Origin of the sequence: Liquorilactobacillus sucicola DSM 21376 = JCM 15457 (assembly GCF_000612445.1) — a bacterium.
Lineage (GTDB): Bacteria > Bacillota > Bacilli > Lactobacillales > Lactobacillaceae > Liquorilactobacillus > Liquorilactobacillus sucicola.
The window spans coordinates 556,033-577,670 of record NZ_BALC01000001.1 but is presented as its reverse complement, the minus strand read 5'-3'; the positions used below and the strand labels follow the sequence as shown (position 1 = coordinate 577,670).

The following is a 21,638-nucleotide window of genomic DNA, read 5'->3' as shown; positions in this document are numbered from 1 at the left end:
CGTGCAGTTATTTGAAAGAATGATAGTCTATAGTGTTCCAATGTTACTTGTTGAAATACTACATACATTACATAGGGGGAAACTTTTTATGAATCACGATAACGAACAAGATTTAAGCATCAAACCTGCACAACGAAGAACCTCTTCGTGGGATATGTTCGCTACCTGGGTCGGTGCAAATGCGAATAATGGAACATGGTATATCGGAGGAGTCTTAGCGGCTTGTGGTTTTGCTGCAGCACTAGGTGTTTTATTATTCTCGTCTGCGCTTTCATATCTATTTTTATCATTAATCGGTTTTATTGGGTTTAAGACTGGTGTTTCAACGATGGGAATCAGCCGCGCATCATTCGGGTTGCGTGGAAGTTATCTGCCTTCCATAATCAATGTCACACAGTTTATCGGATGGACAGCGGTTAACACATACATTGCTGCGACATCTGTCAGTTATCTGATGCACGACATTGCGGGATGGCCTCTTTACGGACAGCCCGGTGGAAATAAGGGGTTGATTTGTGGAATTCTGGTAATGAGTGTCCTACACATTATCAGCATTGCAAGTGGCTCAAGGTCTGTACAATTGATAGAACGAATAGGGATTGTCCTAGTTTTCATTTTTGTGTTGTGGGAATCAATTGTTGTTTTTCAGACAGTTTCGTTGCATGAAATAATGACTTGGCACGTTCCAGCTAAATTCAAAATGAACACAGGTACTGCCATTGATACTGTCGCGGCTTTTAACTTAGCATGGGTAACTGCCGGTGCTGATTTTACACGTTTCACGCGTAAAAAAACGTCTGCAACTGTTATGCCGTTCACCGGAGCATTGATAGGTGTGATTTGGTTTGCCTTTATCGGTTTAGTAGCGACTATTAGTATCGCTATTGCATCTGGCACTTATGACCCTAATAATTCGGATCCCAGTACGATTGCGAGCCGTTTAGGTCTAGGAATCCTGGCTTTAATAGTTATTATTTTAACGAGTATGACCGCAAATGCTGTTAATCTCATGGCTGCCGGGTCAGCCCTTTCAAATATTTTTCCGCGTTTAAAACTCAAAGTGTCACTGTGGATTGTCGCAATCTTAGCAACCTTGGTTACATTTGTTCCAATGATTCTAGGCAGTTTTTTAAGTGCATTTATTGTTTTTCTAGACTATGTCGGTATGGTTTTAGGACCAATTATCAGTGTCATTATTGTAGACTTTTATGTGCGCAGTCATGGCCATTATCATTTAAAAGAGTTGTCAAAACAACATGGAGCTTATTGGTACAAAAATGGAATTAATTGGCTCGCAGTTTTGACTTGGATAAGTGGGGTCGTGATTTTCTTTGTACTACAGCGTAACGAGTTTTTAGAGCGGACTATTGGCGCAACCTTTATCACAATGATAATAAGCGGGGTCCTATATTATTACTTGATGAAGCTGAATCAGAGGAGTGTAAAAAAGAATGTTAATTAAAAATGTACACATTAATAATAGTGATAAACTGCAGACCGTTAGAATTGCAGGTGGTAAATTCAGTGCAATTGCAGATGTGCTAGTCCCTAAAAAGGGCGAACAAGTTATTGATGGACAAAATAATGTGTTACTGCCACCATTTATTGATTCACACATTCATCTTGATGCAACTTTGACTGCTGGAGAACCGGAATGGAATCAAACAGGGACTCTTTTTGATGGAATACGGATCTGGTCGGAAAGAAAAAAGCAACTTTCAATTAATGATGTAAAAACTAGGGCTAGAAAAACAATTTACCAACAATTAAAGTACGGTATTCAGTTCGTTCGTAGCCATGTTGATACAACAGATCCACATTTAATTGCATTACAGGCATTGCTGGAGTTAAAGAAAGAACTTGAAAATGTTGTTGAACTCCAACTGGTCGCGTTTCCCCAAGAAGGAATCTTATCTTTTCCAAAGGGAAAGGAACTATTGGAACAGGCGTTAAAAGAAGGTGCAGATGTTGTCGGCGGTATCCCGCATTATGAATTCAACCATTTCTACGGTGCTGATTCTTTAAAATACGTAGTAACCTTAGCCGAAAAGTATAATACATTAATCGATGTCCATTGTGATGAAATTGATGACCCGGCAACACGTAATCTTGAAGTTTTAGCGACATTGGCATATGAAACTGGCTTAAAGGATCGCGTAACTGCCAGTCATACAACTGCAATGGGGGCGTATAACGATGCTTATACGTACAAATTGTTCCGTCTTTTAAAAATGTCACATATTAATTTTGTTTCAAATCCACTGGTTAATATGCATTTGGGTGGTCGTTTTGATACATATCCCAAGCGAAGAGGTTTGACACGTGTCAAAGAGCTGACTGAAGCTGGGATCAATGTATCCTTTGGTGAAGATGATATCAAGGATCCGTGGAATCCACTAGGTAATGGAAATATGTTAGATCCCTTACAAATGGGTGTGTATGCTGCTCAATTAATGGGATATAACCAACTGCAAAATTCTTTCAATTATGTGACTTATAATGCCGCACAGACATTGCATGTCAGTGATCATTATGGAATAGAAGTTGGATTGCCTGCAAATTGTATTCTTTTGAATGGAAAAGACTTTTACAGTGTTTTGAATAAACATGCTGAGGTTTTGTACAATATCCGTGCTGGGAAGGTAATTGCTAAGACCGTTCCTGCTGCAAGTGAGCTTTTTGTAGATTAAAATCTATAACAGTAAATTAAGTTGTACTAATTAAGCTTAAAAGATGTACAATAGGGAAGAGATGCACTGTGATTAAATGCTTCTTGAGGGCTTATTAGGGGGAAAACTAGGATGAAGAGGATTGAATGGATAGATTTAACAAGGGGATTGGCTATGTTAATGATTGTGGTAGGTCATTCACTGTATGGCTACACCTTCTCTTTTTTTGCAAGGGTGTTATTTGCAGTTCATGTGCCATTTTTTTTGTTCTTTCTGGATATTTATTTAAACAAAAAGATTGGGGAAAGATGTTTCATAAGAACAATTTAAACTTACTGCTTCCTTACGCTACAACTTGTTCAATTCTCATAATACTATCGTGGATCGGCTTTCATTTTCCTAGTCAGCATCTTTTCGGGACAATGTGCCTTACGAGAAATGTTATTTTTGCAAGCCTTTACGGAATTGGCACACTGGGGAAATTAAATTTTTTTGGTGGAATACAGGTGCCTTCAATTGGAGTTATTTGGTTTTTAGTCGCTATGTATTGTGGAAACTTCTTGTTCAATGCTTCTCTTAAAGCAGGTGCTTATTTGAAGAATGAAACTTTGGTCGTCATTCTTATTTCTTTATTGGAATGTTTTCTGGGTTTCTTTAGTGCCCATTTTTTCCCGTTCCCTTGGTCCTTAAATGCAGCTTTGGTAAGTCAAGCGTTTTACTGTGGAGGATTTCTTATCAAAAAGTTGAAGTTGATGGATAAAAAGGCAGTGCCTTGTGTTTATGCAGGGGGTATTTTGTGGGGGTTGTCTGCACTAAGCGGCTTTTTCTATCTAAATACAGCTTTTGCAGATATGCCGATCATTGCAGTTTTGGGAGGACTTGGCGGTAGCTTTGTACTGATGAAGTTAGCGCAAAAATTGACTTCTTTAAAATGGAATTTTAGCTTGGTCAAAACATATGGGCGGCTCTCACTAATAGTGATGTGTTTTCATTTAATTGATATTACGTTGATTCAAATTAGTAGCATGATATATAATACCGCATCAGGTCAATTGGGCCCGATAGTAGCAGTGTTAGCAGTTGTCTTTTACCGAGTTGCTTTTACTATAGTGGCAGTTTTGATTATTCCTTACATTCCTGTTTTTAGATCGTTTTATCTTAATCGTCGTTTCCCACTGTTTGAACGCAAGATAACAACTATCAGAAAAAAGCCACTTTAAGTGTGATATAAAAAATGACACGAATAATAACCCTTACCTGCAGGATTGTTGCACTGTGGTAAAAAATGAGCGACAATAGTTAAAAATTGATGAGTTTCATTAATTAGGATCAAACACTCGCTTTTTGCTAATTTATAAGAACGGTGGTAAGTATCTCCGTATTTTAACAGCACATAAAAATATACGAGGAGTGATATGTATGCCTTCCAGAATGAAAGCAGTCGGGTTTAAAAAACATTTAATGCTTGAGGAAGAAGAAAGCCTTTTTAATTTTGAACAGGCTATTCCAGAAGCCACGGGCCATGATCTATTGATTAAAATTGAGGCTATTGCGGTTAATCCAATTGATGTGAGTGTCAGGTTAAATGGAACTGAAACATATGAAACTCCTAAAGTGCTTGGATGGGACGCCTGTGGGATTGTTGTTGCAGCTGGGTCTGAAGTTTCCTTGTTTGAGGAAGATGATTTGGTTTTTTACGCAGGTGCTTTTGATAGACCTGGAAGCAACGCTGAATATCAATTGGTCGATGAGCGTCTTGTAGGACACGCTCCTCATGGCATAGATATTGCGGAAATCGCGGCAATGCCGCTTACATCTTTAACTGCTTGGGAATCTTTGTTTGAAAAGATGAGGCTTGAATTAGAAGAGCCATCGCTCAATCAAGATAAAACTATTTTAATTATTAATGGAGCTGGTGGTGTGGGCTCAATTGCAACACAATTGGCACATTTAGCAGGGCTGCATGTTATCGCAACGGCTTCACGCCCAGAAACAATTGCTTGGACAAAAGGACACGGTGCGGATCAAACAATAAATCATCGGCGCTCAATGCCTAAGCAACTGCATGAACTAGGTTATGAGAATGTTGATTATATACTTGGGCTAAATGATATTGATGGTCACTGGAAAGAAATAGCAGAGATGATTAAGCCAAATGGCCGTATTGTTTCCATCACAAGAAATGAGCAGCCACTCGATTTAGGACTCTTAAAATCAAAAAGTGCTGAATTCATGTGGGAATGGATGTATACAAAATCATATTATCAACTACCAGAAATGATTACTCAACATGAAATTTTAGAGAAAATAGCAGCACTGTTGGAACAAGGCCGTATAAAAAGTACTGCTAATCAGATTATCGATGGGATTAACGCAGAAACCTTGAAGGCTGCGCATGCTTTAATTGAAACTAACAGTTCCATCGGCAAAATTGTCTTATGCAAATAGGATAGGAACGAGAGGCTGAATATTATTGCACAGGTAAAGAGTATCGCCAAAGATGAAGTTTAATTTCACTTTGATGATATTCTTTGCTTTTTTTCTGGGATTTTTTTACTTCTAGGGTAGAACTCCATAAAACAGTACAGTACCACAGAGATGAGAGAAAGCACAGATCCTAATTTAAGGCCTGGAACATGGTAGGTTAGACTAATTTTATTGTGACCATGTGTGAGTTTGATCATCATCATGCTTTTGAGTACACGTTTAGGTGCCACTCGGTGTCCATTTCTTAAGACTGACCACCCTTTATCATAAGGAATGGAGAGATAAAGGTTCTTAGATTGATGTTTTGTGACATTTATTGAACCGTTCACTTTAGTTTGACCCCAATGATTGCTGATGGCAGGAGTGAAATTGTTTTTCCTGGCCTGGGCTACGATCGTTCTAAATTTTGCTTCATCTAAGCTGTAAAAATGCAAACGTTTCACTGCAGTGTCTCCACTAGCTGTAAAGCTAACTTTTATGCTACTGTTTTTAGGAAATGTTCCCAAATACCGCAGATACCTATGTTGATTGGTTTCTTTGCTTAACGGGAGCTTGTTGCCATTGACGTATATCGTACCATAACTACTGTTTCTCGTTAAATAGTCAAAGTAAAGCGGGCCGGCATTCTTGTTTTGCATGGTTAAAGTATATTTGGTATATCCGCTTGTACCTGAATATGTCTGTTTGTAACTTTTTTGGGTAGAAAGCAATGTAGTTTCCTTGAAATAAGGCCCCTTGTTCTTAGTTAGAGACTGTAAGATCGTTTCTAGATTCAAAAGCGGATCAGCATTCTTACGAGTATCCAATGTTAAGTTTTTAAAAGACGTTGGCACAGTAAAACCAATGCCAGCAAAGCTATAATTAGGTTTGATATCTTGCAGTTTATTGTTTAATTCAAATGAGTACTTTATCCCAAATAAAAATTCCGTCACTGGGGTTAAGCCAAGCGAACTTATGCGCCGCACATTTTTACTGAAAAAGCCAAGTGAATGAAGTGATTCACGTGTTGCTTCACTTAAGGTTGAACTGTAAAAATTGATGCCAAAAAAATTGAATAGCATGGGATCATTGTAGTTGTAGTATTCCTCACGATAAGCTTTATTGATCAAAGAATTGGTGTTGCTTATTCTAAAGAGTTCATTAGATGAGCGAGTAATGCGTTGTGTTTGGCGCAATTCACGCGTGAAACTTTTCTGGTAGATAGTCTGATTGCCAAAAGGGGTTCCTTTCATTGCTAAATAAAAGTTGCAAGTAATTTCAAAAAAGATAATGAGCACCAGCCAGCTTTTTCTGTGAAAACTTTTTTGTGGAAAAATAAAAAAAGATGTCAATGCTATAAATATGATGCTTAAAGCTGCAGAGATTAATGGGGTTGTATGTGGTAATTGCTGGGTAATTAATTGATTTGAAAAAAATTTATGTATGAACCACAAAGTCAAGTGACTTCCCAAATAACCGCAAACTATCGCGCCTGCCGTCATACAAGGAATCATCAATTTCCAAAAGAAACTAATTTTATGTGGGGCTTTTTGCCACGCTTGGTAAGCAAAAATAAGTAATATAAATATGACGAAGAACGAATTTCTGAATGGAAAACCAGCAGGCTGTTGTCCAAGATGCCAAATAGTGTTGCTTAGTTTGAGCAGCATGCTAACCAGAAGTGCAAGCAATAAGTAAGCAGAATGTTTTTTACTTGAATGCTTAATTTGCGGGTGAATAAAAAAACAAAAAGCTAGCAAAATCACAAAGGAAGTACAAAAAATACTAGGTGCATGAGCTAAACGTGAGGAGTAATTTGATGCACCAACTCCAAGCTGGCTCAGAACTTCAAAGCCAAATTGAGGTGCAATGGTGAAGTCTTTCCAACTGCTCCCCTTAGCTGTTTGCAGCATTCCTAAGGCGGTGGGTAGGAGTAAAAAGGCTGTACTTAAAGCACATAGCAGTTCGCTGCTGATAAATCTAATGAAAGTTTCAGAATTGCTTTTCCAGAAATGCTGCATAGGTAATTTGCTTTCAGCTAAAATATAACAAAGATAGAAACATGAAAATAAACAGGTCATGTAACCTAAATAAAAATTAGTTAAAATACTAATGAATAGCCATCCAAAAAAGTTTCTTGATCTGCCAGTTGAAACCAAGATATCAATCCCATTTACGACCAATGGAAGCCAGATTAAGGAATCCAACCACATAATATTAAAATAATTGAGTGCAACAAAACCATTCAAACTAAAGATCGTGCTTAAAATAGCAAGCATAATATTTTGCTGCTTGAAGTGCTTCTCCAAGAAGTAGTTCATCGTAAATGCAGATGCCGCACTTTTTAAAATAATAATGAGTGTCACAGCCTTTGGAATTGCGGCAGCACTTGGAAAAAACAAAAGAAGAAGATTAAAGGGGCTTATCAGATAATATGCGATAGTTGGGAAAAAATTAGCACCAAGCGACTGTGAAAAAGAATAGAATCCAAATGAATGCGTAAAAAGAGCATGATGCAGAGAACTAAAAAACGCAATGTACTGACTTCCCATATCACTGATCAACAAGTTATTGTTGCCAAAGGGAGTTATTTGAGAGATCGCCATTATCATTATTCCCAGTGTTAGTGAAATGACAGCAGACATTAAGGGGAAAAAATAAATTAAATATCGTTTGCTTTTAAGCATATTGGGCACCAGCTTTTTTATTCTTAGTCTTTAAAGAAACGCTTACTACGTTTTCAGCTTAACAATGATAAAAGCAGGGTGCAAATTATACACACTACGCATTAGCTTTGTAAAAAAATAATGGCCTTGATTGCAAAAAGAAGCATACTAAGTATCCGATTTTTAAATGGATGAGCATATAGAAGTATGATTATATGTTTATTTAAGAAAGTTATGCTAATATTTATTAATAAGGCACTGTTAATGAAGTATAGGAAGGTGTGTTAAAAATCGATGTGGAAATAATGCATCCTGCAGAGCAAGACATTTTTCAAATAATGGAAATTGAAAGAAATGGCTTTTCAAAAGAGGAAGCTGCAAATTTGAATGCAATGCGCGCCCGATTAAGAATAATCAATGATACATTTTTGGTGGCACGTTCCAAGGATAGCAATGATGTTGTCGGTTTTATAGTTGGTCCTGCAATAAAAGATCGTTATTTGAAAGATAAATCCTATGATGAAGTTGTGCCCAATGAGAATGCTGCAAAATATCAAAGTGTATTAAGTTTGGCAGTGCATCCCTTGGTTCAACACTATGGAATAGGCACAGAATTGCTAACGGCTTTTGCTCAACTTGCTAAACAAGCAAGGCGAAAAGCGATAACTCTGACTTGCCTTGAAGATAAAATTTCATTTTATGAAAAAAACGGATATCAGGATGAAGGATTGTCGGATTCACAGCATGCAAATGAAAAATGGCATAATATGCTCCTGCTACTTGATTGACCAAGGGCAAAAGGAAAGACAGCAAATAAGGGGACAGTGTGATGAATATTAAGATGATAGCTGTTGATATGGACGGCACTTTTTTAAACGATAATAACACGTATGATTGGAAACGATTTGAAAAAATTTTTGAATATTTAAAACAGCGTGGAATACATTTCGTAGCTGCAAGTGGTTCACAGTTTCAACGGCTACAGGGACAATTCGCTCCCTTTGCAAATGAGATTGATTATATCTCGCAAAATGGTTCACTCGTACATTGCGGATCACAGTTAGAAATCAGTAATCCACTTCAAGTTACTGATTACGTGGATCTTTTGAAAGAGCTCAAAAAAAATTTTTCTAGTAAAGATCTTGTTATGAAAATAACTGCGGGCCTTGAATATATCTATGCTGAAAAAAATTTGTCTGCTCCATATATCGACAGACTAAAACGTTACTATAGTGCTATTAAAAGTGTCAGTTCTTTAGAGCATCTAGCTGCGTTGGAGAATAATGAAGATCAATTGATAAAGGTGGGAGTGACTTTTGCACCAGACATCGACTTTGAAACAGCTAGTGCAAAATTGCGCAGCCTATTACCGAAAAGCTTAGCCAGTTTAGATTCTGGTTTTAATACTCATCTTATTGGTCCAGCAAGTGTTGATAAAAAAACAGGTATCAGATATTTGCAAGAAAAGTATCAAATCAGAGATGATGAAATCATGACTTTTGGTGATAATGAAAATGATATCGGGATGCTCTCACTTACTCCTTATAGTTTTGCAATGAATAATGCTACAGCGAGGATTAAGAAAGCTGCCAAAAACACTACAGTATATGATAATAATCATGCAGGGGTCCTTGATACTTTGGAAAAAATTTTGATGGGATGAGGCGATATCTTGACAAATATTTTATCTGATATTAAAAAAGCTGCTCAGCAAGAACCCAAAAATGTCCAACAGCAATTTTTAAAGCTGATGGAAGAAGTCGGCGAAGCTGCTCAGGCATATCTATCAGCTCAGAAAGCATCTGGGAACCGTTACAAAGATTTGGACATCAATGATACTAAAGAAGAATTGGTAGATGTATTGCTAGTGACATATGCTATTCTGATTAAGTTGGACATTTCGCAAGATGAGCTCAATGAGCTGTTGAAAAAGAAAATAAATAAATGGCTCAATAAGCAAAATAATTGAATAAGACTAGGCATCCCTAAACTAGATTGCATTTTTTAAAATAATGTTGTAGACTTGTTAAAAGTAATTATGAATATGCACTTGTGAGGGAATGAGTAGCTTCAATCTCATGCTAAGAGAGTCACGCATGCTGGAAGTTGATGATGAGACAAAGTGAAGATGGTTCCTGAGAAGAACAAGCAGTTACAAGTCTGGATTACGGATAAGTTTCTGCCGGCAGCAAGCCGTTATCTTGATTAGAGGAACCATAATATGGTTTGAAGATAGGTGGTAACACGTGTAAGCGTCCTTTCATTAATTTGGAAGGGTGCTTTTTTGTTTTTCTCAACAATAAATGTGGTGGCAAAATATTTAAAAATAATTTTATTTATATTAAAGGAGTGGTTAGAATGTCGAACAAAGGGAATAATTCAATTAAGGTCGTTGTTGCAACTGGAATTGGGGCAGCCATTATTTTTGTGCTAATGAAGTTCGTTGCAATTCCGACAGGGATCCCTAACACACAGTTGAATGTTGCTGAAGGATTTTTACCGTTACTCGGTGCAATATATGGGCCAATTGCCGCAGGACTAGCGATATTTATCGGTCATACTCTTAACGATTTTGTCACATATGGTTCTCCGTGGTGGACATGGGTTATTACAGATGGCTTAGTAGGTGTTGCTTTTGGTTTGGCCAAAAATAAGCTTGATATTCAAAGCGGTGTTTTAGGCAAAGGGAAACTAATCTGGTTTAACATTTATCAAATAATTGTTAATTTTGTTGCTTGGGTTCTGCTTGCCCCAACTGGAGATATTATTATTTATCATGAACCTGCTAAAAAAGTGTTCTTGCAAGGAATCACCACGTGGATAATTAATAGTTTGTCAGTTGCCATCATTGGTACTATCTTGCTTGTGCTTTACGCAAAAACGAGGACAAAACGCGGCAGTTTAAAAAAGGAAAGGTAACAAATGGTTGAACCAATTATTAGTTTTAAAAATTTTTCATTTCAGTACGAAACTCAATCAGAAAAAACATTGGAACAAATTAATCTGGATATATTTCCCGGCGAAAAAGTAATGATTGCAGGCGCTTCAGGATCAGGTAAATCGACTTTGGGGCGCTGTCTGAACGGTTTGATTCCTCAGGCTTATCCTGGAAAGATAACTGGTAATTGTATTATAAATGGAAAGCAATTGTCCGACAGTTCGGTTTTTGATCTTTCTTTTGATGTTGGAACTGTTCTTCAAGATCCTGACAGTCAGTTTGTAGGTTTGTCTGTTGTTGAGGATATGGCTTTTTCACTTGAAAATGATCAACGTCCGCAAACAGAGATGCATCAAGCTGTACAAAAATGGTCTCGGAAGTTGAATTTGGACGATCTGTTGCTACACGCCCCTCAGGATCTATCCGGTGGACAAAAGCAACGTGTCGCTATGGGCGGTGTTTTGATTGATGAGAGTAAAATTCTGCTTTTTGATGAACCACTAGCCAGTTTAGACCCAGCTTCAGGTGCGGCCTCAATAGATTTAATCGGGCAGTTAGCCCAGCGGCAAAATCTAACTGTAGTTATCATTGAACACCGTATTGAAGAAGTTTTAAGAGGCGGAATCGACCGTTTGGTCGTCATGCAAAACGGAGCAATCGTAGCTAATGATCGTCCTGAGAAGATCTTAAAGCAATCTTTATTGGAGAAACTCGGTTTGCGTGAACCATTGTATCTTAGTGCACTAAAACGAACAGGGATTGATTTAAAGGACTGCCAGAATGTTGACCAAGTGTCACGGATTGATGAACCCCAGATAGGCAATAAGTTAAAAACTTGGACCGCACGCACAAAGCTGGGGGAGAAATCCAAAAAGATAACTAAACTTTTGGAGATAAACAAGTTGTCATTTGGATATAGCGAAGACCAGCAGATAATCAGCGACCTTTCACTTGAAGTTAAAAAGGGCGAAACAATAAGCTTGGTTGGGCGCAATGGTGCTGGAAAATCTACGTTCAGTAACTTGATAACAGGTTTTCTTTCACCTTCAAGCGGTTCAATTAAATTTAAGGGATTAAATCTTCTGGCGATGTCAGTCAAAGAGCGTGCTCAGCATATCGGCTACATTTTACAAGATCCTAATCAAATGATTTCTAAAACGATGATTTACGACGAAGTGGCTGTTGGACTTCGTTTGCGTGGACTCACAGAAAATGAGATCCAAGAACGCGTTGAGAACATCTTGCATATCTGTGGCCTATACGAAATGCGCAACTGGCCTATCTCAGCGCTGAGTTTTGGACAGAAAAAGCGGGTAACGATCGCAGCAATCCTTGTGCTTGAGCCGGAAATGCTGATTTTAGATGAACCTACGGCAGGTCAGGATCTGAAGCACTACACAGAGATTATGACTTTTCTTGAAAAGATTCAGCGTGAAAAAGGATTGACAATAGTTCTGATAACACACGATATGCACTTGATGCTAGAGTATACACAAAGGACAATAGTTCTTGATCAAGGAAATATATTGCTTGACGCATCTCCAGCTACAGTCCTAACTAATGATGCAACTATCAAAAAAGCATGTCTTGCACGTACTAGCCTTTTTGACTTAGCAGAACGCTATAGTTTGCCCTCGGCAACGGATTTTGTGGCAAAGTTTATCCAAAGTGAGAGAGAGGAAAGAGCATGAACAGTCAACTCTTAATCGGGTATAATGCTAAGAATACATTGCTGCATCACTTAAGCGGAAGTACCAAACTGATAGGTTTTGTGGCACTTTCAATTATCGGAATGGTGACTTATGATACGCGTTTTCTAATTGGGATATTTGCTTTTTCACTAGTTTTATTTAAAATTTCCAAGATTACATTTAGTGAAGTGGCACTTGTTTTAAAGGTGATTATCGCTTTCGCAGCATTGAATCTGATAATGGTTTATGTTTTCGCGCCAGGTTATGGAATGTCAATCTATGGTACACAGCATATGATTTTAGGAAAATCTGAAAATTATTTCAACCTATCATGGGAAGAACTTTTCTACATTTTTAATCTTTTTTTGAAATACACTTTTGCAGTTCCATTAGCTTTGATTTTTTTAATAACTACCAATCCTAGTGAATTCGCAGCTAGCTTAAGTAAAGTGGGAATATCGTATAAAATCAGTTATGCCGTGGAAATTGCCTTACGCTATATTCCAAATGTTCAACGTGATTTTAGGACAATCAGTCTGGCACAGCAAGCAAGAGGATATGAGATTTCACAAAAGGCTAAGCTTTGGCCGCGTATTATCGGAAACGCACAAATTATTTTGCCGCTTATCTTTACCAGTCTTGAACGCATTGAAGTTATCAGTCAAGCAATGGAGCTGCGACGCTTTGGGTGCGGCAAAAAAAGAACTTGGTACATGGAAAAGCCTTTTGGAAAAAATGATTACCTGGCCCTGACTATTGTCTCTCTGATTGTTTTAACGGGCATTGCACTCTTTGGCCTAAATGGAGGTCGATTTTGGAATCCCTTCACACGCTGATGTTTGCTGGTAATAGAAGGAACTGGGATTTATACCTCAGTTCCTTTTATTTATTCCGTATAAATACGTTCCATAAGTGTAAGGCTTCGTCCGATTTACTCGTAGCAAAGAACTCGCTATCAATAATTTTTCATTATTAATATTAAAATTTTACCGACCTATACCATACTCCCTTTTATACGTTTAGTTAAGGACAGATTGTGAAGAATGCTGTGACCATAAAGAGGCTGGAAATAGTGCAGTAGCAGCTACTTGAAGTCACGAAAAACAATGTTTCCATGTTAAACGACATTACTGAGCCTCTTTGACAGGATTCTTCACGTTTAAACGAGTGTAAGCAAGGCTGTATGGGGTAGGTCTTCTTTTAATTGTGAACTCTTTTAGTATAATTACTTAAAATCAGTAAAAAAATTCCATTAAAATAAAAAACGACAGCGACGGAATATATTTAGCGTGGTACAATCAACTCAGTTGAGAGGCGGAGAGGGATGGATCAATGATGATGAATAAACTAACTGTGTATCTATGCAAAATACAACGTAGACAGCAAAAGTGGCCATGGCTCAGAAGCTGTTACTTTGGTCTCAGAAAGACTGCTCCTCTCCTGTTGATCGGGATTTTGTTACAATGCCTCGCACTTTCTTTTTTTCAACCACATGGTTTCTTTAATGTGATATACCATTTGGAGGACCAAAAATGGCTCTCAGAAGCAACATGATTGTACACTCTTTAAGTTGTATTGTTTTCAGCATGACATTATTGCTCCTTTGTGTCGCTGTTGCGTGGTATCGCGGGCACTTATTCGCTAAAAGAGAGTCGATTCCCAGCATGGTGACGGCGCTTTTTTTACTTTTTCTGATAAATTTCCGTGTAAGGCGAGTACCGGCGGACGGAACTGGACAGATTATTTTAAGCGGACGTATTCCCTTTATTGAAGTACTGGTTATTGGATTGATTAGTGCATACTTTTATCATTGGATAAAAAATTATTTGCGGTTAAAGTCAATTTGGTCCTTGGCGACAGCCACTGTTTTCCTGGGGGTTGTGCTAAAGGGCGCCAGACATTTATTAAACTTAGGCCTTTTTTCGAATTTTTCAGGAACTGCCTTTGCAGAGATCAGCAGCTTGCTGGGAGATGACCAGCATCAAGTTGTAACAATCATAATGAGAGAAATTGGGCGAAATTTATTTATATGGTGTGGTTTCATTAGTCCTGATCAGGTTTTGATAGCACATACTGACAGTGACTTGAGTCGAGCAAATCTTTCCGCCGCGTTGATAAAGGATAATTTAGAAGGTTTACCGCATCCTCTAAATATTTACAGTTTAAGTGATTCCTTTGCAGTTTTAGGCGGTTACGGACAGTTGTTAGCACTGATTCTGTTATTCTTGCTGTTTTCAAGTCGGCGCAGATGGCGGCGCAGAGCATGGCGAAATTTGGTGCCGGTCTTCTTGAATATTAACAGCGGTTTTCTGGCAGAAATTCCCGTGTTTTTCAATGTTGTCTTGCTGATCCCGTTCGTTTTCGTACCAGTTATAAGCATTTTATTGGGTGCATTTGCAATAGATTTTGGACTCATTCCACCATCAGTTTATCAGGTTCCTTTGAATACACCGACATTTTTGAATGCTTTTATGGGAACAAATGGACATTGGAGTGCTCTTATTTTTACAATAATAATCTTGCTTATCAGTATGGCGTTATACTATCCATTTTTTAAAGCTCTAGACACCCCGACCGCCTATCTTGAGCAGAAAAGGGGAACCAAAAATGAAAAATAGATTATTGTCGAATTCAGTAAAGCTTTTAATATTGTTTGTGTTGCTGCTCACGATATTTATTGGACTGCCTGCTTATTTTTGGACGAAGTCACATGTCACAAAGGAACGTGTTCAAAATCGCTCCAGACTATATCCGATAGTCTTGGTTCCCGGTTCAAGTGCAACAGAGAACCGTTTCGATGGTTTGATTGATAAGTTAAATACTGGGAATAAGAAAACGAGTCTGTTGAAAATTACTGTCAAAGAAAATAATCAGCTGCGCATTCGCGGCAGAATCTTTCCGCGGGATAGAAGGCCGTTTATTGTGATCGCATTTGAGAACAATAAAGACGGTTATCGCAACATTCAAAAGCAAGCAAGATGGATGTCAGTCGCGATGAACTACTTAACTGAAAAATACCAATTTAATCATTTTTCAGGTATTGGGCACTCTAATGGAGGACTAGTATACACACTCTTTTTAGAAAAATATATGGATCAAAATCAGCTGCTGTTGGACCGCTTAATGACAATTGGCACGCCATATAACTTTTCTGAGACAAATATGAATCAGCGGACTAACATCCTACAAGAATTGATTTCAAAAAAAGAAAAATTACCGCGCAACCTAACTGTTTATTCGATTGATGGGACAACAAACTATACAACTGACGGAATTGTTCCGTCTACAAGTGTCAGTGCAGGAAAATATGTTTTCCAAAATCAAGTGGGACAATATACAAAGATTACTGTAACAGGAAAAGATTCACAGCACTCCGATTTACCCCAAAACAAGGAAATTATCCAGCTAATAAATGAATATATTTTACAATCTGTCCCCGGTCCTCAGGATACAGCGGCTGTTCCTTAGTTTTTAAGTATATGCTGCTTGACAATTAAAAACTCACGTAATATGATTAGTAATCAAGAATTAGCTTTTGTTACAAAGATGAGTAGCCGTGTTGCTGAACTATTGACAGAGAGTCGCAAGAGCTGAAAAGCGGCATAGTTCTAAACGGTGAAGATGGTCTTTAACGTAGGGTTTAAAGGGTGAGTCTAGATAGTTGATTTGAGATAAGCCGTTTACGTTTGATACACGTTATAGTGTCAGAGCATGGTTGGGTATTTGCATGCTCATGAGGATAGCATTGTAAGGTGCTGTCGAATTAGGGTGGTAACACGTGACTAGATGAATGTGCGTCCCTAGGTGTAGGTCTTTTAAAGACTGGCACCTAGGGACTTTTTGCGTAATAAAAGATATATTTCAACTTGAACGTGAATCCTCCCAGAACTAGAACTGTTAGCTAAGCCAAAAAAGAGGGGAATTGATTAAGTATGACTAGTACAACAGCAACTACGTTTCATTATGATATTGTCGGAAGCTTCTTGCGCCCGCAAGTGCTCAAAAAAGCACGTGCAGATTTCAATGCAGGAAAAATAAAGCAGGAGGAGCTAACAAAAGTCGAGAATAATGCGATTAAAGACCTGGTTAAAAAAGAAAAAGAAGTGGGGTTAAAGGTTGTGACGGATGGAGAGTTTCGCCGCAGCTACTGGCATTTAGATACCTTTTGGGGATTCGAAGGCATCGAACATACTGTTCCTGAACATGGATATTTTTTTCATGATGAAGAGACACGTGCTGATTCCGCTAAAATCAAAGGGAAAATTTCATTTACTCCAGACCACCCAGATGTAAAAGCATACAAATTTCTTCATGATTTAATAGCGGGAGAGGATGATGTTATCGCACGTCAGAGTATCCCATCTCCGGCACAATTTTACGCTGAACTTGTTAGAGGTGAAGAAAATGAAGCTGCTGCAAGAAAATATTATCCTGACACAAATGATTTAATTAAGGATATCGGACAAGCGTATCATGACTTAATAATCGCACTCTATGACTTGGGCTGTCGAGACGTTAAACTGGATGATTGTACATGGGGAATGGTTGTAGATGAAGGTTTCTGGAAGGAAATGGCAAATGGAGACTTTGATCGTTTGCAATTACAGCAGTTATATCTAAAGCTCAATAATGCAGCACTTCAAGATCTTCCAGCTGATCTTCGGATAAGCACACATGTCTGTCGGGGTAATTACCATTCCACTTGGGCTGCCTCAGGTGGTTATGCGCCTGTTGCTGAACAGTTGTTTGCTAAGGAAAATGTGTCTGCCTTCTATTTAGAATTTGATGATGATCGTTCAGGGGACTTCGCACCACTAGCATCAGTTCCTGCTGAAAAAGAAGTTGTTTTGGGATTGGTTACGAGCAAAAACCCAGAACTAGAAGATCAAGCTGTATTACTGAAACGTATTAAGGAAGCAGCACAATTTATTTCTTTAGAAAACTTATCTTTGAGTACGCAGTGTGGTTTTGCTTCAACCGAAGAAGGCAATAAGTTAAATGAAGATCAACAGTGGGCAAAAATCAAACTCGTAATTGAAACAGCACAGAAGGTTTGGGATTAACAAAAGTTTTATTATTGAAATATGTTAATTCATATAATGGAAAATTTAAAGTGAAGGAAGTATGACATAAGTCGATAAAATTCAAGTTAGACAAAGAATTTTGACTTATAGGACATATTTATACAAAACAAAAAGATGAGCTAGGTTAAAATGTAACTTTTGACCTAGCTCATCCTTTGCCTTAGGCTGAAATATAAGAAATAATGTGTTTCAATACCCGTTTTCTACTTAACCATGTGTTTACCATAATTAAAAGCAGATTATGTTCGTAATTGCAGTTAACGCTCAAAGCCTAACAGCTATTTGCACACAATCTTTGGTTTTCAATTAAATCGTTATTCTTTTTTCTCTTTTTTAAAAAGAACTTTGTTGATTTTTTCGACATCGTGATTAAGTTGAATGATAACTACTAGCCAGACTGCAAGATAAATACCACCAAATAAAAACCAGAAGCCCCAACTGGCAATCGGCCAATTATTTAAGTAACCACAACCCCAAACTACAAAAGCTGTTAAAAGTAAATGCATCACTAATTGCAGTAAAAAACTAATACGTTCAGTTTCGAAAATAAGTGAAGTCATCCCAATTAAAGCGCCCATGAGCAGTACACTGATAATTTCGAAACGCGAAAGCGTGACTCTAGCATTCAATGCACACATCAACAGATAAATGTTTGAGCCGAAAGAAATTCCAATTAATATATATTTAATTATTCTTTGCATAAAAAAACTCCCTTTTTAAATGCCAAGTTGTTTTTTCAAGTTGCTTAGGTACTTTCGACTGACATTGATCTTGGCATTGTTAACCATAACAGCGGTCATATTACCGGAAAAACCAGTCTCCAATTTTTGCAAATAATCTAAGTTAATGATCGAATAACGCGAAACTTGAATAAACTGATGACTGAGTTTTTCGAGAAATTTATATAAACGGCCACGTGTCAGCAGAAGTTGATCTCTAGTAACTAGGTGAATCTCAGCCCCATAAACTTCCAAAGAAATAATTTTGTCTTGATGAATAACATGAATAGTCTCTGCAGTGCTGACAGCAAGGACGGGATCCTTCGGAGTATAATGATCTAGATAAGCTAACAAGTGCGCAACTTCATCCGAGTATTGTTGGGCGCTGACGTTTACTTGGATTTCATCAGCTGGCATATTTTTATCTGTCGAAAAATAAATCTTCACATTTTTCACCCCCATCACTTAGAACTAGCGCATCTTTTTTGCCGCTCTCTACTTTCTAAGTTTAGTTACTTTAACACATACAAGCAATAGTGCCAATAGAGTAACTGCAAGAATAAGTGTTATTTCTTGCGACGCAGTAGTGATACCACGCCATTCAAGACCGATTCCAAGCATTTTCTTAAAAGAACTTAATTCTTTTGCGGGCAAATTTCGAAATGAAGATATAAGCTGATCGTGCATTAGAATACGTCTGTAAAGTGAAGCTGAATATGTGCCTGGGTAAAGCTTGATTAGTGTCTGTGCCATATGTGGGAGTGAGCCTATTGGTATATAGACTCCTGCAAAAAAACCACTTGCTGTTCCAACGATGGAAGAAATTGTTCCCAGTGTAGTTACTCTTTTAGTGAAGACTACGATCAGCAGGTTTAAGGAAGAAGCACATAAAGAATTGAGCAGTAGCATCCCCAACAGTTGTGGTAAGATACCAAGATTGAGTGTTACGTTATCACTGGATGCAAAATAGATCCATGTAACACATAAAACAACAGACTGCATAATTAAACCTATCAGAACAGCACTAAAAAAATATCCAAGATGAATCAAAAAAGAACTGACAGGTGTAATCAAAAAATCATCAATACGCTGGTGCTCTTTATCCTTGACCAGTTGCGCGGCTCCTGTCAGGGTGGTTGTTGTCGCTGTTACAGAGAGCATGCCGCCCATTAGCCACGGATCAAGTAGTTTTTTGTTATCAGGTATATTTTGCCAGTTTTTAACCATTCCATTTTTTAAGAAAAGAATATATAGTCCCAGAACAATTAAAGCACTTAGGAGAGAGAAAAACATGCCGCTATGATCACGAAAGTAGAGTTTAAGGTTACGTTTTGTGAGCGCCTGCATTATCTGATCTCCTTTCCAGTTAGCTTTATAAAGACATCATTCATTGATCCTTGCCTGAATTCAAACAAATTGATTTTTTCAATGTTTCTGTTCAAAAAAGTGATTCCTTCACGAACACTTGAGATATTAAAGAGTAGGCCTTTAGGAGTAAAATGATAAGCAATATTTTTAGTCAGGCCATTTATAATAGCCTCAAAATCCCCAGAAGTGATCAATAACACATTCTGAGTGTGCTCTTCTTTTAATTTTGCAGCTGTGCCGTTAGCGATAATACGACCATGGTCAATAATGTAAACATCATCCGCCTGTTCAGCTTCTTCGAGATAATGTGTTGTTAAAAAGATGGTCATTTTTTCATCATGCTGTATCTGAGTAAGAAGCTCCCAAATCAGTTCACGTGTTTGAATATCAAGCCCAGTTGTCGGCTCGTCAAGAAATAAAAGACGTGGTTTGTTTAGTAAGGCACGTGCGATATCAACACGTCTTTTCTGACCTCCAGACAGTGCACCATATGGTTTTTGTGAAAAGTTTTGAGCATGAACACTAGCTATAACCTCATTAACGCGCTCAATTGAAATATGGTTGTACATCTGTGCCCGAGAATCTAGATTTTCCCTCACTGTCAGTTCATTATCAAGCACACTTTCCTGAAAAACTATTCCAATACTTTCACGCATTCTATGTTTATCACTAGTATTATTGATTGTGATTGTTCCAGAGGACGGTTCTAAAACAGTTGTCAACATTTTGATTGTTGTTGACTTACCTGCACCATTTGGCCCTAAAAAAGCGACCAGAGTTCCAGCCTTTATATCAAGGTCAATGTGATCGACTGCAATACTATCTTGATAACTTTTAGTCAGTCCTGTTGTTTTAAGTATTGTCATTTTTTAACCTGCCTTTTTATTTTGACAGTTCTATTTTAGGTGAAATTTTTAAGTATGAGGTTACTAGAAAAATAAGTGGTTGATTTTTTTACATGAGTGGTCCGTTTTTGTGACTAAACAGAAATATATTCTCACTTTATTCAATCAAAATTCTCTAAAATTGCAGATAATCTATGATACAATCGGGACCAAGGAAGGAATCTACCGAAAAACTTTCAAATTAAAAGGGGCGGATAGCAAAATGTACGCCATACAGATGAAAAACTATGGAGATGTTGATGTGCTTGTTGACGCACAAGTTCCTCTTCCAGAACTGAAACCAAAGCAGGTTTTGATCAAGCAACGCGCAGTTGCAATTGACCCTTATGATGTGGGTCTTCGTGCAGGAATAAAGGGACGCGAAAAAGAACCGCCATTAATTGCGGGTTCTTCTGCCGCGGGGGAAATTGTAAAGTTAGGATCAAAAGTTACTGAATTTCAATTAGGTCAACGTGTGGCAGCAAGTCCTCATCTCAGAACCTATGCAGAGTATGTTGCAGTTGGACAATCTCAATTAGCATTGATACCGCAAAATGTCACTTACCAACAAGCAGCTGCATGTGCTTTGGGGGTTCAAACAGCGTATCAGATTGTTTACGATAGCTTGAAGTTGGTGGAATCCGATCGTGTGTTGATTCACGGCGGCGCTGGCAGCGTTGGATTTGCAGCCATTCAATTCGTTCGTCAACATAAAGTAGCAGATATTTATACGACGGCTAGTGGTTTAGGGGCAGATTTTCTAAGGAATTTCGATAATCAATTACATGTAATCGATTATCGCAGGGAAGATTTTAGTAAGTCTGTGCCAAAAATGGACAAAATTATTGATACAGTCGGTGGAGAAAGTTTGAAAAAATCGCTTAGTGTCTTAAAAAAAGATGGGAATTTGATCTCAACGGTTTCCGATAATACTGATCCACGGGTGAAGTTCTTTTTTTTAAAGTCAAACGGTAAGAAACTAGAAGCAGTACTCAAACAAGTAGCTACCGGCAATTTTTATGTAAAAATTGCCGAAACCGCTCCGTTCAATGTTATTAATCTACGCAAATTTCATCAAGCTAAACATGTTGTCGGCAAACTGATTTTAAATTTTGAAGAAAAAAATGATATGTTTTAGTCAATGTTAGATATG

The 21,638-nt window shown here is 37.9% G+C and carries 18 protein-coding genes and 1 pseudogene; 14 read left to right on the top strand and 5 right to left on the bottom strand.

Annotated elements, in window-relative coordinates; all coding sequences use genetic code 11:
* The first annotated feature begins 88 nt into the window (after positions 1-88).
* From JCM15457_RS02915 to JCM15457_RS02900, 4 genes and pseudogenes are all read left to right on the top strand, one after another.
* A complete protein-coding gene (locus JCM15457_RS02915) occupies positions 89-1,462 on the top strand; it encodes a cytosine permease (RefSeq protein WP_051993254.1) in 1,374 nt (457 codons plus the stop codon).
* Positions 1,452-2,690 (top strand): cytosine deaminase, encoded by a 1,239-nt coding sequence (gene codA / locus JCM15457_RS02910; protein WP_034987283.1) that lies wholly within the window; start codon positions 1,452-1,454, stop codon positions 2,688-2,690. Before JCM15457_RS02915 ends, codA begins: the two co-directional genes overlap by 11 nt.
* Before the next feature lie 111 nt (positions 2,691-2,801).
* A pseudogene (locus JCM15457_RS02905) lies at positions 2,802-3,889 on the top strand (acyltransferase family protein).
* Between the two features lie 199 nt (positions 3,890-4,088).
* The gene (locus JCM15457_RS02900; protein ID WP_235725523.1) at positions 4,089-5,117 is read left to right on the top strand and encodes a zinc-binding alcohol dehydrogenase family protein; all 1,029 of its coding nucleotides are present in this window, start codon (positions 4,089-4,091) and stop codon (positions 5,115-5,117) included.
* Positions 5,118-5,182: 65 nt separating this feature from the next.
* On the opposite strand, the gene JCM15457_RS02895 is transcribed toward JCM15457_RS02900, so the two are convergent.
* Positions 5,183-7,822: a YfhO family protein gene (locus JCM15457_RS02895; RefSeq protein ID WP_034987281.1), complete on the bottom strand. Its 2,640-nt coding sequence runs from the start codon at positions 7,820-7,822 to the stop codon at positions 5,183-5,185.
* Positions 7,823-8,082: 260 nt separating this feature from the next.
* Here JCM15457_RS02895 and JCM15457_RS02890 point away from each other — a divergent pair, with 260 nt between their 5' ends.
* From JCM15457_RS02890 to JCM15457_RS02845, 9 genes are all read left to right on the top strand, one after another.
* Positions 8,083-8,589, top strand: a complete 507-nt coding sequence (locus tag JCM15457_RS02890; RefSeq protein WP_235725521.1) for a GNAT family N-acetyltransferase — start codon at positions 8,083-8,085, stop codon at positions 8,587-8,589.
* 41 nt (positions 8,590-8,630) lie between these two features.
* Entirely contained in the window at positions 8,631-9,464 is an 834-nt protein-coding gene (locus JCM15457_RS02885) for an HAD-IIB family hydrolase (RefSeq protein WP_034987277.1), read from the top strand.
* Between the two features lie 9 nt (positions 9,465-9,473).
* On the top strand, positions 9,474-9,770 hold the full coding sequence (locus JCM15457_RS12020) for a MazG-like family protein (protein WP_034987273.1): 297 nt from the start codon (positions 9,474-9,476) through the stop codon (positions 9,768-9,770).
* A gap of 389 nt (positions 9,771-10,159) precedes the next feature.
* Complete coding sequence (locus JCM15457_RS02875; RefSeq protein ID WP_034987271.1) at positions 10,160-10,720, top strand: ECF-type riboflavin transporter substrate-binding protein; 561 nt, start codon at positions 10,160-10,162, stop codon at positions 10,718-10,720.
* A gap of 3 nt (positions 10,721-10,723) precedes the next feature.
* Positions 10,724-12,430, top strand: coding sequence for an ABC transporter ATP-binding protein (locus JCM15457_RS02870; RefSeq protein WP_034987269.1), 1,707 nt, complete (start codon positions 10,724-10,726; stop codon positions 12,428-12,430).
* Entirely contained in the window at positions 12,427-13,266 is an 840-nt protein-coding gene (locus tag JCM15457_RS02865) for an energy-coupling factor transporter transmembrane component T family protein (RefSeq protein WP_034987267.1), read from the top strand. Before JCM15457_RS02870 ends, JCM15457_RS02865 begins: the two co-directional genes overlap by 4 nt.
* Before the next feature lie 696 nt (positions 13,267-13,962).
* On the top strand, positions 13,963-15,048 hold the full coding sequence (locus JCM15457_RS11600) for a PTS sugar transporter subunit IIC (protein ID WP_051993252.1): 1,086 nt from the start codon (positions 13,963-13,965) through the stop codon (positions 15,046-15,048).
* Entirely contained in the window at positions 15,038-15,898 is an 861-nt protein-coding gene (locus JCM15457_RS02850; RefSeq protein WP_034987262.1) for an alpha/beta hydrolase, read from the top strand. Before JCM15457_RS11600 ends, JCM15457_RS02850 begins: the two co-directional genes overlap by 11 nt.
* Before the next feature lie 464 nt (positions 15,899-16,362).
* Entirely contained in the window at positions 16,363-17,493 is a 1,131-nt protein-coding gene (locus tag JCM15457_RS02845; protein ID WP_034987260.1) for a 5-methyltetrahydropteroyltriglutamate--homocysteine S-methyltransferase, read from the top strand.
* A 335-nt stretch (positions 17,494-17,828) separates the two neighbouring features.
* Here the strand turns inward: JCM15457_RS02845 and JCM15457_RS02840 are convergent, their stop codons facing one another.
* From JCM15457_RS02840 to JCM15457_RS02825, 4 genes are read right to left on the bottom strand one after another with little or no spacing between them, the layout of a single operon-like run.
* Positions 17,829-18,215, bottom strand: a complete 387-nt coding sequence (locus tag JCM15457_RS02840; protein WP_034987256.1) for a DUF3021 domain-containing protein — start codon at positions 18,213-18,215, stop codon at positions 17,829-17,831.
* A gap of 15 nt (positions 18,216-18,230) precedes the next feature.
* Positions 18,231-18,680 carry a LytTR family DNA-binding domain-containing protein gene (locus JCM15457_RS02835; protein WP_034987254.1) on the bottom strand — a complete coding sequence of 150 codons (450 nt, stop codon included), beginning with the start codon at positions 18,678-18,680 and terminating at the stop codon, positions 18,231-18,233.
* 48 nt (positions 18,681-18,728) lie between these two features.
* Positions 18,729-19,580, bottom strand: coding sequence for an ABC transporter permease (locus JCM15457_RS02830; RefSeq protein ID WP_034987251.1), 852 nt, complete (start codon positions 19,578-19,580; stop codon positions 18,729-18,731).
* Positions 19,580-20,467, bottom strand: a complete 888-nt coding sequence (locus tag JCM15457_RS02825) for an ABC transporter ATP-binding protein (RefSeq protein WP_034987249.1) — start codon at positions 20,465-20,467, stop codon at positions 19,580-19,582. The genes JCM15457_RS02830 and JCM15457_RS02825 overlap by 1 nt, the downstream gene beginning before the upstream one ends.
* A 109-nt stretch (positions 20,468-20,576) precedes the next feature.
* Here JCM15457_RS02825 and JCM15457_RS02820 point away from each other — a divergent pair, with 109 nt between their 5' ends.
* Positions 20,577-21,623, top strand: coding sequence for an NADP-dependent oxidoreductase (locus tag JCM15457_RS02820; protein ID WP_338040128.1), 1,047 nt, complete (start codon positions 20,577-20,579; stop codon positions 21,621-21,623).
* Positions 21,624-21,638: the final 15 nt, after the last annotated feature.